Genomic DNA, 12,953 nt, shown 5'->3' with positions numbered 1-12,953 from the left:
TCTGGAACAATTGGTAGGTAAAGAGCTGTTTGCCAGACATGGACGTAATAAACTGCTGACGGAGCATGGCATCCAGTTGCTGGGCTATGCCAGAAAGATCCTTCGTTTTAACGACGAAGCCTGCACCTCTTTGATGTACAGCAATATCCAGGGCGTACTGACTATCGGTGCCTCTGATGATACTTCCGATACCATTCTGCCGTTCCTGCTTAACCGCGTAACGTCGGTGTATCCAAAGCTGGCCATTGATGTGCGTGTTAAGCGCAACCCGTTCATGATGGAAATGCTGAACCAGGGTGAAGTTGATCTGGTGGTCACCACGTCCAGTCCCGGTAATTTCACCTATCAAGTCCTGCGTACATCACCGACTCTGTGGTACTGCGCGGCGGATTACATCTTCCAGCGCGGCGAAGCCATTCCTTTGGTTCTGCTGGATGAGCCAAGCCCTTATCGTGACATGGCGATTGACCATCTCAACGAAGCGGGTATCCCTTGGCGCATCTCTTATGTTGCCTCAACGCTGGCTGCGGTGCGTGCTGCCGTTAAAGCCGGTTTAGGTGTCACGGCGCGTCCTGTTGAGATGATGAGCCCAGAATTGCGTGTTATGGGTGCGGCGGAAGGTCTGCCGGTTCTGCCGGACACGCAGTATCTGTTATGCCGCAATCCAGACAGCGATAACGAACTGGCACTGGCCATCTTCAATGCGATGCAGTCGACCAATGATCCTTACAATCTGAGTGCAAATCCAGACGGTTCTCTGTTGCTGGATGACGAAGAGTAAGGATGACAATAACGGGCCATTCCTCGCAAATGGAATGCCGTTCAATTGTTAAAACTTAGAAAAAAAAGCCTTAGACTGATGATTGTCAGCTAAGGCTTTTTTTATGCGTATTAATTTGCATTTTTCGACGCGATTGACCCCACATAATTTCCTCGCTTTCCAGAAAAATGAAATGCGTTCCATTTTTAATCAAGGTAGAACGTTTTTATCATTCCGTGCCATCTTTTCCAGGGCATCTGCCTGTACCGATCGGCGTTTTTTCCGGCAAAAAACACCATTCTGTGTCTTAGATCAAAAAAATACCCCCTCTAAGGGGGGGGAAATCCCCGCAAGACCTGTCAAAATATGATTGTTAAATGCACGATCCATGCATGTGAATACCCGCTACACTGAAATTAACCTCACAAACTCAAGCGATTTAGCTGGAATGAAGGTGTTCATTAGTAAATAATATGATGCTGGTGTTAATTAATGTTTGAATGCTTTTGTCAAAGTTGACAAAAGGTTATAGAAAGGAGTAAAAAACCCCATAAAAGTGCTGCTTATTTGATAATGACAGCATGGTTTATAAGGTTTTTATCCTTCCCTTGAATCGATGTGGTGTGTTTGCTGCAACAGTGCAGGATGCCAACGCCACTTTTGATGAGTAAGCAAAGAGTATGTCGACAACTACAGAAGTGATCGCTCATCACTGGGCATTTATTGTTTTTATTGTTATCGCGTTTGGCCTGTGTGCCTTTATGTTGACCGGTGGTTGGCTGTTAGGTGGCCGTGCACGAGCGCGTCACAAAGACACCCCGTTTGAATCGGGTATCGAATCCGTTGGTGATACCCATATACGCCTCTCCGCTAAATTCTATCTGGTTGCGATGTTCTTCGTAATTTTCGACGTCGAAGCCCTCTATTTATACGCATGGTCGACCTCAATCCGCGAAAGCGGCTGGGTGGGCTTTGTCGAAGCCGCAATTTTCATTTTGGTGCTCTTGGCTGGCTTGGTTTATCTGGTGCGCATTGGTGCGCTGGATTGGGCCCCTGCGCGTCGTCGCGTCGTGGTCAAATCAATCCCGGTTAGTCACAACCACACCAACCCTCATAAGCAGTAAAAGCGAGGCTATAACATGGACTACACGCTGACACGCGTAGACCCGAACGGCGGCGGTGATAACGATCGTTATCCTTTGCAGAAACAGGAGATCGTGACCGATCCCCTGGAGCAGCACGTTCATCGCAGCGTCTATATGGGCAAGCTCGAGCATGCCCTGCATGACATGGTGAACTGGGGTCGTAAAAACTCTCTCTGGCCGTACAACTTCGGTCTTTCCTGTTGCTACGTGGAAATGACCACGTCATTCACTGCGGTGCATGACGTGGCGCGTTTTGGTGCGGAAGTTATGCGTGCCTCTCCACGTCAGGCTGACTTTATGGTGATCGCCGGTACGCCATTTACCAAAATGGCGCCGGTTATTCAGCGTTTGTATGACCAGATGCTGGAACCAAAGTGGGTGATCTCAATGGGCGCCTGTGCGAACTCGGGCGGTATGTACGACATCTATTCCGTGGTACAGGGCGTGGATAAATTCCTGCCTGTCGACGTGTACATCCCTGGCTGTCCGCCGCGTCCAGAAGCCTACATGCAAGCGCTGCTGCTGCTGCGTGAGTCCATTGGTAAAGAGCGCCGTCCACTGTCGTGGGTGGTGGGTGATCAGGGTGTTTATCGCGCCAATATGCAGCCAGAGCGTGAAAGAAAACGCGGCGAGCGCATTGCCGTGACTAACCTGAGAACGCCAGACGAAGTCTAAGCTTCCCGTACACGGATGGCACAGCGGCCGCAGCAGAACATCACAATTTAATGTGTGCCGCCATCCTGACGCCTTCTTTTGAGTGCCTGATAACAGGCCGGAATGGTGAGTAACGTATGACAGATTTAACCACGCAAGATCTCGCACAGCCGTCATGGCAAACCCGCGATCACCTGGACGATCCAGTGGTCGGCGAGCTGCGTAACCGTTTTGGGCCGGATGCCTTTACCGTTCAGGCCACCCGCACCGGGATTCCGGTCGTCTGGGTGAAACGTGAACAGTTACTGGAAATTGTCGAATTCCTGCGTAAGCTGCCAAAGCCGTACGTCATGCTGTATGACTTGCACGGTTTCGATGAGCGTTTACGTACCCACCGCGCCGGTTTACCCGCCGCGGATTTTTCCGTTTTCTATCACCTGCTTTCGATTGAACGCAACCGCGACATCATGCTCAAGGTGGCGCTGTCTGAAAACGATCTGAATGTGCCCACCATCACCAAAATCTTCGCCAATGCCAACTGGTATGAGCGCGAAACCTGGGAGATGTTTGGTATCACCTTTAATGGTCACCCGCACCTGACGCGCATCATGATGCCGCAGACCTGGGAAGGCCATCCGCTGCGTAAAGATTACCCGGCGCGTGCCACTGAGTTCGACCCGTTCGAACTGACCAAACAGAAAGAAGATCTGGAGATGGAGGCGCTGACCTTCAAGCCTGAAGACTGGGGCATGAAGCGCAGTACCACCAATGAGGACTTTATGTTCCTCAACCTGGGTCCTAACCACCCCTCTGCGCACGGTGCATTCCGTATCATCCTGCAGTTGGATGGCGAAGAGATCGTCGACTGCGTACCGGATGTCGGTTACCACCACCGTGGTGCTGAGAAGATGGGCGAGCGTCAGTCCTGGCACAGTTACATTCCGTACACCGACCGCATCGAGTATCTCGGCGGCTGCGTGAACGAAATGCCTTACGTGCTGGCGGTAGAAAAACTGGCCGGTATCACCGTGCCGGATCGCGTTAACGTGATCCGCGTGATGCTGTCTGAGCTGTTCCGCATCAACAGCCACTTGCTGTACATCTCCACCTTTATTCAGGACGTCGGCGCAATGACGCCAGTGTTCTTCGCCTTTACCGACCGTCAGAAAATTTATGACGTGGTCGAAGCGATTACCGGTTTCCGTATGCATCCCGCCTGGTTCCGCATTGGCGGCGTGGCACATGACCTGCCGAAAGGTTGGGAGCGTCTGCTGCGTGAATTCCTCGACTGGATGCCAAAGCGTCTGAAAGAGTATGACAAAGCGGCACTGCGCAATACCGTATTGATGGGCCGTTCACAAGGTGTGGCCGCCTACAACATGGATGAAGCACTGGCGTGGGGCACCACCGGCGCTGGCCTGCGTGCCACCGGTCTGGACTTCGACGTGCGTAAATGGCGTCCATACTCAGGCTATGAAAACTTCGATTTCGAGATCCCGGTTGGCGCTGGCATCAGTGATGCCTACACCCGCGTTCAGCTGAAAATGGAAGAGATGTGGCAGTCACTGCGTATTTTGGAACAGTGTCTGAAAAACATGCCGGAAGGCCCGTTCAAAGCAGATCACCCGCTGACCACGCCGCCGCCAAAAGAGCGCACGCTGCAACACATCGAAACCCTGATCACTCACTTCCTGCAGGTGTCGTGGGGCCCCGTCATGCCGGCCAACGAATCCTTCCAGATGATCGAGGCGACCAAAGGGATCAACAGCTACTACCTGACCAGCGATGGCAGCACCATGAGCTACCGCACCCGCGTGCGTACGCCAAGCTTCCCGCACCTGCAGCAGATCCCATCGGTGATCCGCGGCAGCCTGGTATCCGACTTGATCGTATACCTCGGTAGTATCGATTTTGTTATGTCAGACGTGGACCGCTAATTATGCACGATCAAAAAATTGCCATTCACACTATCGACCCTGATGAGGTCTTTGTGCTGAGCGAGACCGAGCACCACGCTATCGAGCACGAAAAACACCATTACGAAGATGCGCGCGCCGCCTCGATTGAAGCGTTAAAGATCGTGCAGAAGCAGCGTGGTTGGGTGCCTGATGGTGCCATTAATGCTATTGCTGATGTGCTGGGCATCCCAGCCAGTGACGTGGAAGGTGTTGCCACCTTCTATAGCCAAATCTACCGTACGCCGGTTGGCCGTCACGTGATCCGTTACTGCGACAGCGTGGTATGTCACATCACCGGTTTCCAGGGCATTCAGGCTGCACTTGAGCAGAACCTGAACATCAAGCCTGGCCAGACCACAGCCGATGGCCGCTTCACGCTGCTGCCAACCTGCTGCCTGGGCAACTGTGATAAAGGCCCAACCATGATGGTGGATGAAGACACCCACGTTCATCTGACGCCGGAAGGCATCGCCAACCTGCTGGAGCAGTATCAATGACCATTAAACAGATCATTCGTACTGCGGAAACACATCCACTGACCTGGCGTCTGCGCGACGACAAGCAGCCAGTGTGGATAGATGAATATCGCAGTAAAAACGGCTATGTCGGTGCGGAAAAAGCCTTGAAAGAATTCAGCCAGGATGAAATCGTGGCGGCGGTGAAAGACTCCGGTCTGAAAGGCCGTGGTGGTGCAGGCTTCAACACCGGCCTGAAATGGAGCCTGATGCCGAAAGACGAATCCATGAACATCCGTTACCTGCTGTGTAACGCCGATGAAATGGAGCCGGGCACCTATAAAGACCGCTTGCTGATGGAGCAGATGCCGCACCAACTGGTGGAAGGCATGCTGATCAGTGCGTTCGCCTTGAAAGCTTACCGTGGCTACATCTTCCTGCGTGGCGAGTACATCGAAGCAGCTGTTCATCTGCGTCGCGCGATTGCCGAAGCCACCGAAGCCGGCTACCTCGGTAAAAACATTCTCGGCACCGGATTCGATTTTGAGCTGATCGTGCACACCGGCGCAGGGCGTTATATCTGCGGTGAAGAAACGGCACTGATCAACTCGCTGGAAGGCCGCCGCGCGAATCCGCGCTCTAAGCCGCCATTCCCGGCGAGTGCGGGCGTATGGGGCAAGCCAACCTGCGTTAACAACGTGGAAACCTTGTCCAACGTGCCTGCGATCTTCCTCAACGGCGTTGACTGGTACAAAAATATCTCTACCAGCGAAGACACCGGCACCAAAATGATGGGCTTCTCTGGCCGCGTGAAAAACCCAGGTGTGTGGGAACTGCCATTTGGCACCACCGCGCGTGAGATTCTGGAAGATTATGCCGGTGGCATGCGCGATGGCCTGAAATTCAAAGCCTGGCAGCCAGGCGGTGCGGGTACCGACTTCCTGACCGATCAGCATCTTGATCTGCCAATGGAATTCGCCAGCATCGGTAAAGCGGGTAGCCGTTTAGGTACTGCACTGGCGATGGCGGTCGATCACGAAATCGGCATGGTTTCGCTGGTGCGTAATCTGGAAGAATTCTTTGCGCGCGAGTCCTGTGGCTGGTGTACGCCATGCCGTGATGGATTGCCGTGGAGCGTGAAGATCCTGCGTGCGCTGGAGCAGAAAAAAGGCCAGCCGGGTGATATCGAAACCCTGCAGCAGCTTTGCCGCCAGCTCGGTCCAGGTAAAACCTTCTGTGCCCACGCACCAGGTGCCGTTGAGCCATTGCAGAGCGCGATTAAATATTTCCGTGAAGAGTTTGAAGCCGGCATTGCGCCGCAGGTGTTTGGTAATACCCGATCGATCGGTGGTATTCAGCCCAACCTGCTGAAAGCGCGCTGGTAATCAGCCGCCGTACACGGAATTCACCCTGAGCCGACCCGGCTTGGGGGACAGAATTAGATGTTTAACGCTCGTCTTAGGGCGAGCCTTACGGAAGCATGTTCACTATGGCTACAATCCATGTAGACGGTAAAGAATATGATGTGAACGGAGCGGACAACCTGTTGCAGGCGTGTCTCTCTCTGGGCCTTGATATTCCTTATTTTTGCTGGCATCCGGCGCTGGGAAGCGTGGGAGCCTGCCGCCAGTGCGCGGTGAAGCAATTCCAGAATGCCGAAGATACCCGCGGTCGCCTTGTTATGTCATGCATGACACCGGCGTCGGACGGCACCTTTATTTCCATCGACGATGGCGAAGCGAAAGAGTTTCGTGAAAGCGTGGTGGAGTGGCTGATGACCAACCACCCGCACGACTGTCCGGTGTGCGAAGAGGGCGGTAACTGCCACCTGCAAGATATGACGGTAATGACCGGCCATAGCTTCCGTCGTTATCGCTTCACCAAACGTACTCACCAGAATCAGGATCTTGGCCCGTTCATCTCGCATGAAATGAACCGCTGTATCGCCTGTTATCGCTGTGTGCGCTACTACAAAGATTACGCAGACGGCAAAGATCTGGGCGTCTACGGTGCCCACGACAACGTCTACTTCGGCCGCCCGGAAGATGGCACGCTGGAGAGCGAATTCTCCGGTAACCTGGTCGAAATCTGCCCAACCGGCGTGTTCACGGACAAAACCCACTCCGAACGCTATAACCGTAAATGGGATATGCAGTTCGCGCCAAGCGTCTGCCAGCAGTGCAGCGTGGGTTGTAACACCAGCCCTGGCGAACGTTACGGCGAACTGCGTCGTATCGAGAACCGTTACAACGGTACGGTTAACCACTACTTCCTGTGCGATCGCGGACGTTTCGGTTACGGCTATGTGAACCGCAAGGATCGTCCACGCCATCCGGTACAGAAACGCGGCAACGATTGGGTCAGCCTCAATGCTGAGCAAGCGGTCAATGCGGCGGCTGATGTACTGCGTCAGGCGAAAAAAGTGATCGGTATTGGTTCACCGCGCGCCAGCATTGAAAGCAACTTTGCGCTGCGTGAACTGGTCGGTGCAGAGAACTTCTCAACCGGTATGCCAGCAGGTGAACAGGCTCGCGTCGAGTTAATGCTGAAAGTGCTGCAGGAGGGCGGAATCTACACGCCTTCTCTGCGCGAAATTGAAAGCTACGATGCGGTACTGGTGTTGGGTGAAGATCTGACTCAAGTGGGTGCGCGCGTGGCGTTGTCTGTGCGTCAGGCAGTGAAAGGCAAAGCACGTGAAATGGCAGCCGCACAGAAAGTGGCGGACTGGCAGATCGCGGCGATCCTTAACATTGGCCAGCACGCCAAACATCCGCTGTTTGTCACCAACGTTGATGAAACCCGGCTGGATGACATCGCGGCGTGGAGCTATCGCGCACCGGTAGAAGACCAAGCGCGTCTTGGTTTTGCTATCGCTAATGCACTGGATGAAACTGCGCCTGCGGTAAATGGCTTCGACAGTAAGCTGAACGGCAAGCTGGATGTGGTGGTACAGGCATTGGCGGGGGCGAAAAAGCCGCTGATCATTTCCGGTACTCACTCCGGTAGCATTGCAATGATTGAAGCGGCGGCCAACGTAGCGAAAGCACTGAAAGGTCGCGGTGCCGATGTGGGGATCACCTTCCTGGCCGGTGCAGCGAACAGCTTTGGTCTCGGCCTGATGGGCGGTCAATCGCTGGATAGCGCACTGGAACAGCTGGATAAAGGCGAAGCGGAAGCGCTGATCGTATTAGAGAACGATCTCTACCGCCACGCGCCAAAAGCCACTGTGGATGCCGCACTGCACAACACTGCACACGTCATTGTGGTGGATCACCAACGTACCGCGACGCTGGAGAAAGCAGGCCTGGTGCTGTCAACTGCCAGCTTCGCGGAGAGTGACGGTACCTCTATCAACCAGGAAGGCCGTGCTCAGCGCTTCTTCCAGGTTTACGATCCCGCTTACTACGACAACAGCATTGTCATGCTGGAGAGCTGGCGCTGGCTGCACTCCCTGCACAGCACGGTAGAAAGCCGTCAAATCGACTGGACGCTGCTGGATCACGTCATCGATGCCACCGTTGCGGCGCTGCCACAGCTGAAAGGCATCAAAGATGCGGCACCGGATGCCAGCTTCCGTATCCGTGGTCAGAAACTGGCGCGTTCACCGCATCGTAACAGTGGCCGTACCGCCATGCGTGCCAATATTAGCGTGCACGAACCGCGTCAGCCGCAGGATAAAGACACCATGTTTGCCTTCTCCATGGAAGGTAACAACCAGCCAAGCGCTCCGCGCTCGCAGATTCCATTTGCCTGGGCACCAGGCTGGAACTCCCCGCAGGCATGGAACAAGTTCCAGGCTGAAGTGGGTGGCAAGTTGCGTCATGGCGATCCGGGTGTGCGTCTGTTTGAAGCCGGTGAAGGCTCATTACCTTGGTTCACTGCCGTACCAGAAAGCTTTGTCGAAGGCGGTCAATACCGTGTTGCGCCTTACTACCAATTGTTTGGTAGTGAAGAGATGACCCAGCGTTCACCGACCTTCCAGAAGCGTATGTCACCTGCCACATTGGTGATTAACCCTGCTGATGCGGAAAAACTGGGTGTGAACAACGGTTCTGCGGTTGAGCTGGTGTGTGCCGGTGAAACCCTGCGCTTGCCGGTCTGTTTCTCTGCTTCCTTGCAAGCAGGGCAGGTGGGGCTGCCGCTGGGAATGCCGGGTGTACCGCCGTTCCTCTCAGGTGCGCAAATTGACAAATTGCAGGAGGCCGCGCAATGAGCTGGCTGACACCGGACGTTATCGACATCCTCATCCAGATCCTGAAAACCATTGTGATCCTGCTGGTGGTGGTGGGTTGTGGTGCCTTCATGAGTTTCGCCGAGCGTCGTCTGCTCGGCTTATGGCAGAACCGTTACGGTCCTAACCGTGTGGGCTGGGGCGGCTCACTGCAGCTTGCGGCTGACATGATCAAAATGTTCTTTAAAGAGGACTGGGTTCCGCCGTTTACCGATCGCTTCATCTTTACCCTGGCACCGGTGATTGCCTTTGTATCACTGCTGCTGGCGTTTGCCATTGTGCCGGTTTCACCGACCTGGATGGTGACAGACCTGAACATCGGTTTGTTGTTCTTCCTGATGATGGCAGGTCTGGCCGTGTACGCCGTGCTGTTCGCTGGTTGGTCGAGTAACAACAAATACTCGCTGCTGGGTGCGATGCGTGCGTCGGCGCAAACGCTGAGCTACGAAGTATTCCTTGGCCTGTCGCTGATGGGTGTGGTGGCGCAAGCCGGTTCGTTCAATATGAACGCCATCGTCGAAAGCCAGGCGCATTTGTGGAACATTATTCCGCAGTTCTTTGGCTTCGTGACCTTCTGCATCGCGGGTGTTGCGGTGTGTCACCGTCACCCGTTTGACCAGCCAGAAGCGGAACAGGAACTGGCCGATGGTTACCACATTGAATATGCCGGTATGAAGTTCGGTCTGTTCTTCGTCGGTGAATATGTGGCCATCACCACCGTTTCAGCGCTGATTGTCACGCTGTTCTTCGGTGGCTGGCACGGTCCATTCCTGCCGCCATTCATCTGGTTCGCCCTGAAAACGGCGTTCTTTATGGTGATGTTTATCCTGATTCGTGCTGCGCTGCCGCGTCCACGTTATGACCAGGTGCTGTCGTTCGGCTGGAAAGTGTGTCTGCCGTTGACGTTATTGAACCTGCTGGCGACCGCCGCAGTGATTCTGTACAGCGCGCAGTAAGGGGTTTTGAGATGACTTTAAAAGATATTGTCGTTGGCTTCGGCACGACAGTGCGCAGTATCTGGATGATAGGCATGCATGCCTTCGCCAAGCGCGAAACCCAGATGTACCCAGAAGAGCCGGTATATCTGCCGCCGCGCTATCGTGGCCGTATTGTGTTGACGCGCGATCCAGACGGCGAAGAGCGCTGCGTTGCCTGTAACCTGTGTGCGGTAGCCTGCCCAGTGGGTTGTATCTCACTGCAAAAAGCAGAAACCGTCGATGGTCGTTGGTATCCGGAATTTTTCCGCATCAACTTCTCACGCTGCATTTTCTGCGGTCTGTGTGAAGAGGCTTGCCCAACCACTGCAATCCAGCTGACCCCGGATTTTGAACTGGGTGAATTTAAGCGTCAGGACTTGGTGTATGAGAAGCAAGACTTGCTGATTTCCGGTCCGGGTAAATATCCGGAGTACAACTTCTATCGCATGGCGGGTATGGCGATCGACGGGAAAGAGAAAGGCGAAGCGGAAAACGAAGCCAAGCCAATCGACGTCAAAAGCTTGTTACCTTAAGGAGCCAGGTATGGAATTTGCGTTTTATCTTTGCGGACTGGTGGCGGTGTTGACGACATTGCGCGTCATCACGCACACCAATCCAGTACATGCGCTGCTGTACCTGATTGTTTCACTGCTGTCGATTGCGGGCGTGTTCTTCTCGATGGGAGCTTACTTTGCCGGTGCGCTGGAAATCATCGTCTACGCCGGTGCCATTATGGTGCTGTTCGTGTTCGTGGTGATGATGCTGAACCTGGGCAAAAGCCAGCAGGATCAGGAGCGTGAATGGCTGAAGCCTTCGCTGTGGATTGGACCTGGCATTGTCTCTCTGCTGTTGCTGGCGGTGATGATTTACGCCATCAGCACTGCGCAGGATCAGGGTATTGATGGCACCGTCATTGATGCGAAAGCGGTCGGTATCAGCCTGTTTGGCCCATACGTTCTGGCGGTTGAGCTGGCGTCAATGTTGCTGCTGGCCGGTCTGGTGGTGGCCTTCCATATCGGACGTGAAGAGCGTCAGGGCGAAGTGTTAAGCAATCGCCATGCTGATGCACATGTGAATAAGGAGGATCACGCATGATCCCGTTACAACACGGCCTGATGTTGGCCGCTGTGCTGTTTGTCCTTGGCCTGACCTCACTGGTGCTGCGTCGCAACCTGCTGTTTATGCTGATTGGTCTGGAGATCATGATCAACGCTGCTGCGCTGGCACTGGTTGTCGCGGGCAGTTACTGGGGACAAGCTGACGGCCAGGTCATGTACATTCTTGCCATCAGCCTTGCGGCGGCGGAAGCCAGTATTGGTCTGGCATTGTTGCTGCAGCTCTATCGTCGTCGTCAGACGTTGAACATTGACACAGTGAGCGAGATGCGCGGATGAATCTTCTCTATTTAACCGTATTATTTCCGCTGATTGGCTTTCTGCTATTAGCGTTTTCCCGTGGCCGTTGGTCGGAGAACCTGTCGGCTACGGTGGGAATGGGATCGGTAGGTCTTGCTGCACTGACCACCATTTATGCCGGCTTCGACTTCTTCAGTCACGGCCAGCAGCCGTTCACACAAGCATTGTGGACATGGATGCACGTTGGCACCTTTGATATCAAAGTCAATCTGGTGCTGGATGGCTTGTCATTGACCATGCTTTCCGTGGTCACCGGCGTCGGTTTCTTCATCCACATGTTCGCTTCCTGGTACATGCGTGGCGAAGAGGGCTATTCGCGCTTCTTCGCGTACACCAACTTGTTCATCGCGAGCATGGTGGTGCTGGTATTAGCTGACAACCTGATGCTGATGTATCTCGGTTGGGAAGGCGTGGGCTTGTGCTCATACCTGCTGATTGGCTTCTACTACAGCAATCCAGAGAACGGCAAAGCGGCGATGAAAGCGTTCATCATTACCCGTGTGGGTGATGTATTCCTCGCTTTCGCACTGTTCATTCTCTACAACGAACTGGGTACGCTGAACTTCCGCGAGCTGGTGGAACTGGCACCGGCGCACTTTGCCGCTGACAACCACATGCTGCAATGGGCAACGCTGATGTTGCTGGGTGGTGCGGTCGGTAAATCTGCACAGCTGCCGCTGCAAACCTGGCTGGCCGATGCGATGGCGGGTCCAACACCTGTTTCTGCATTGATCCACGCCGCCACCATGGTGACCGCGGGTGTCTACCTGATTGCCCGTTCACACGGCTTGTTCCTGTTAACGCCGGAAGTGCTGCATCTGGTCGGGATTGTCGGTGCGATTACCCTGGTACTGGCGGGTTTTGCGGCACTGGTACAGACCGACATCAAACGCGTGCTGGCTTACTCAACCATGAGTCAGATCGGCTACATGTTCCTCGCGCTTGGCGTGCAGGCATGGGACGCGGCGATTTTCCACTTGATGACGCACGCATTCTTTAAAGCACTGCTGTTCCTTTCTTCGGGTTCGGTCATTCTGGCCTGCCACCACGAGCAGAATATCTTCAAAATGGGCGGCCTGCGTAAGAGCATCCCATTGGTGTATACCTGTTTCCTGGTGGGTGGCGCAGCGCTGGCGGCACTGCCGCTGATCACCGCAGGTTTCTACAGTAAGGATGAAATCCTGTTTGGTGCGCTGGCGAATGGCCACATCAATCTGATGGTGGCGGGTCTGGTCGGTGCATTCCTGACCTCGATCTACACCTTCCGCATGATCTTTAACGTGTTCCACGGTGAAGAGAAAATTCAAGCGCACGCTGGCAAATGCATTAATAACCATCTCCCGCTAATTGTGCTGTTT

General features: G+C 54.2%; 12 protein-coding genes. All 12 read left to right on the top strand.

Going from position 1 to position 12,953, the window contains the following annotated elements; translation table 11 throughout:
* A partial coding sequence (locus QMM04_RS16560; RefSeq protein WP_282996563.1) for a LysR family transcriptional regulator occupies positions 1 to 781 on the top strand: 781 nt, incomplete at its 5' end.
* 659 nt (positions 782 to 1,440) lie between these two features.
* Entirely contained in the window at positions 1,441 to 1,884 is a 444-nt protein-coding gene (locus tag QMM04_RS16555; protein WP_034825074.1) for an NADH-quinone oxidoreductase subunit A, read from the top strand.
* A gap of 15 nt (positions 1,885 to 1,899) precedes the next feature.
* Positions 1,900 to 2,580: an NADH-quinone oxidoreductase subunit B gene (locus QMM04_RS16550; protein ID WP_007889318.1), complete on the top strand. Its 681-nt coding sequence runs from the start codon at positions 1,900 to 1,902 to the stop codon at positions 2,578 to 2,580.
* A 116-nt stretch (positions 2,581 to 2,696) separates the two neighbouring features.
* Complete coding sequence (gene nuoC / locus QMM04_RS16545; RefSeq protein ID WP_039336484.1) at positions 2,697 to 4,496, top strand: NADH-quinone oxidoreductase subunit C/D; 1,800 nt, start codon at positions 2,697 to 2,699, stop codon at positions 4,494 to 4,496.
* 2 nt (positions 4,497 to 4,498) lie between these two features.
* Complete coding sequence (gene nuoE / locus QMM04_RS16540) at positions 4,499 to 5,014, top strand: NADH-quinone oxidoreductase subunit NuoE (RefSeq protein WP_038645741.1); 516 nt, start codon at positions 4,499 to 4,501, stop codon at positions 5,012 to 5,014.
* Between the two features lie 2 nt (positions 5,015 to 5,016).
* Positions 5,017 to 6,357, top strand: a complete 1,341-nt coding sequence (nuoF, locus tag QMM04_RS16535) for an NADH-quinone oxidoreductase subunit NuoF (RefSeq protein ID WP_282995830.1) — start codon at positions 5,017 to 5,019, stop codon at positions 6,355 to 6,357.
* A gap of 104 nt (positions 6,358 to 6,461) precedes the next feature.
* Positions 6,462 to 9,185, top strand: coding sequence for an NADH-quinone oxidoreductase subunit NuoG (gene nuoG, locus QMM04_RS16530; RefSeq protein ID WP_282996562.1), 2,724 nt, complete (start codon positions 6,462 to 6,464; stop codon positions 9,183 to 9,185).
* Positions 9,182 to 10,159 carry an NADH-quinone oxidoreductase subunit NuoH gene (gene nuoH / locus QMM04_RS16525; protein ID WP_282996561.1) on the top strand — a complete coding sequence of 326 codons (978 nt, stop codon included), beginning with the start codon at positions 9,182 to 9,184 and terminating at the stop codon, positions 10,157 to 10,159. Before nuoG ends, nuoH begins: the two co-directional genes overlap by 4 nt.
* A gap of 11 nt (positions 10,160 to 10,170) precedes the next feature.
* The gene (gene nuoI / locus QMM04_RS16520; protein ID WP_034825061.1) at positions 10,171 to 10,713 is read left to right on the top strand and encodes an NADH-quinone oxidoreductase subunit NuoI; all 543 of its coding nucleotides are present in this window, start codon (positions 10,171 to 10,173) and stop codon (positions 10,711 to 10,713) included.
* 10 nt (positions 10,714 to 10,723) lie between these two features.
* On the top strand, positions 10,724 to 11,275 hold the full coding sequence (gene nuoJ, locus QMM04_RS16515; protein ID WP_282996560.1) for an NADH-quinone oxidoreductase subunit J: 552 nt from the start codon (positions 10,724 to 10,726) through the stop codon (positions 11,273 to 11,275).
* On the top strand, positions 11,272 to 11,574 hold the full coding sequence (gene nuoK, locus QMM04_RS16510) for an NADH-quinone oxidoreductase subunit NuoK (protein ID WP_034825057.1): 303 nt from the start codon (positions 11,272 to 11,274) through the stop codon (positions 11,572 to 11,574). Before nuoJ ends, nuoK begins: the two co-directional genes overlap by 4 nt.
* A partial coding sequence (nuoL, locus tag QMM04_RS16505; protein ID WP_282996558.1) for an NADH-quinone oxidoreductase subunit L occupies positions 11,571 to 12,953 on the top strand: 1,383 nt, incomplete at its 3' end. The genes nuoK and nuoL, both read left to right, overlap by 4 nt.

Source organism: Pantoea sp. Pa-EAmG (assembly GCF_030024295.1).
Lineage (GTDB): Bacteria > Pseudomonadota > Gammaproteobacteria > Enterobacterales > Enterobacteriaceae > Pantoea > Pantoea dispersa.
The sequence above is the reverse complement of the archived record's forward strand: the minus strand, read 5'-3'. Positions and strand labels throughout refer to the sequence as shown.

What these genes read in the sequence shown, in the direction of transcription:
- nuoH (WP_282996561.1), top strand. Translation starts at nt 9,182, where the DNA reads ATGAGCTGGCTGACACCGGACGTTATCGACATCCTCATCCAGATCCTG.
- nuoG (WP_282996562.1), top strand. Translation starts at nt 6,462, where the DNA reads ATGGCTACAATCCATGTAGACGGTAAAGAATATGATGTGAACGGAGCG.
- nuoJ (WP_282996560.1), top strand. Translation starts at nt 10,724, where the DNA reads ATGGAATTTGCGTTTTATCTTTGCGGACTGGTGGCGGTGTTGACGACA.
- nuoC (WP_039336484.1), top strand. Translation starts at nt 2,697, where the DNA reads ATGACAGATTTAACCACGCAAGATCTCGCACAGCCGTCATGGCAAACC.
- nuoE (WP_038645741.1), top strand. Translation starts at nt 4,499, where the DNA reads ATGCACGATCAAAAAATTGCCATTCACACTATCGACCCTGATGAGGTC.
- nuoI (WP_034825061.1), top strand. Translation starts at nt 10,171, where the DNA reads ATGACTTTAAAAGATATTGTCGTTGGCTTCGGCACGACAGTGCGCAGT.
- QMM04_RS16550 (WP_007889318.1), top strand. Translation starts at nt 1,900, where the DNA reads ATGGACTACACGCTGACACGCGTAGACCCGAACGGCGGCGGTGATAAC.
- nuoK (WP_034825057.1), top strand. Translation starts at nt 11,272, where the DNA reads ATGATCCCGTTACAACACGGCCTGATGTTGGCCGCTGTGCTGTTTGTC.
- QMM04_RS16555 (WP_034825074.1), top strand. Translation starts at nt 1,441, where the DNA reads ATGTCGACAACTACAGAAGTGATCGCTCATCACTGGGCATTTATTGTT.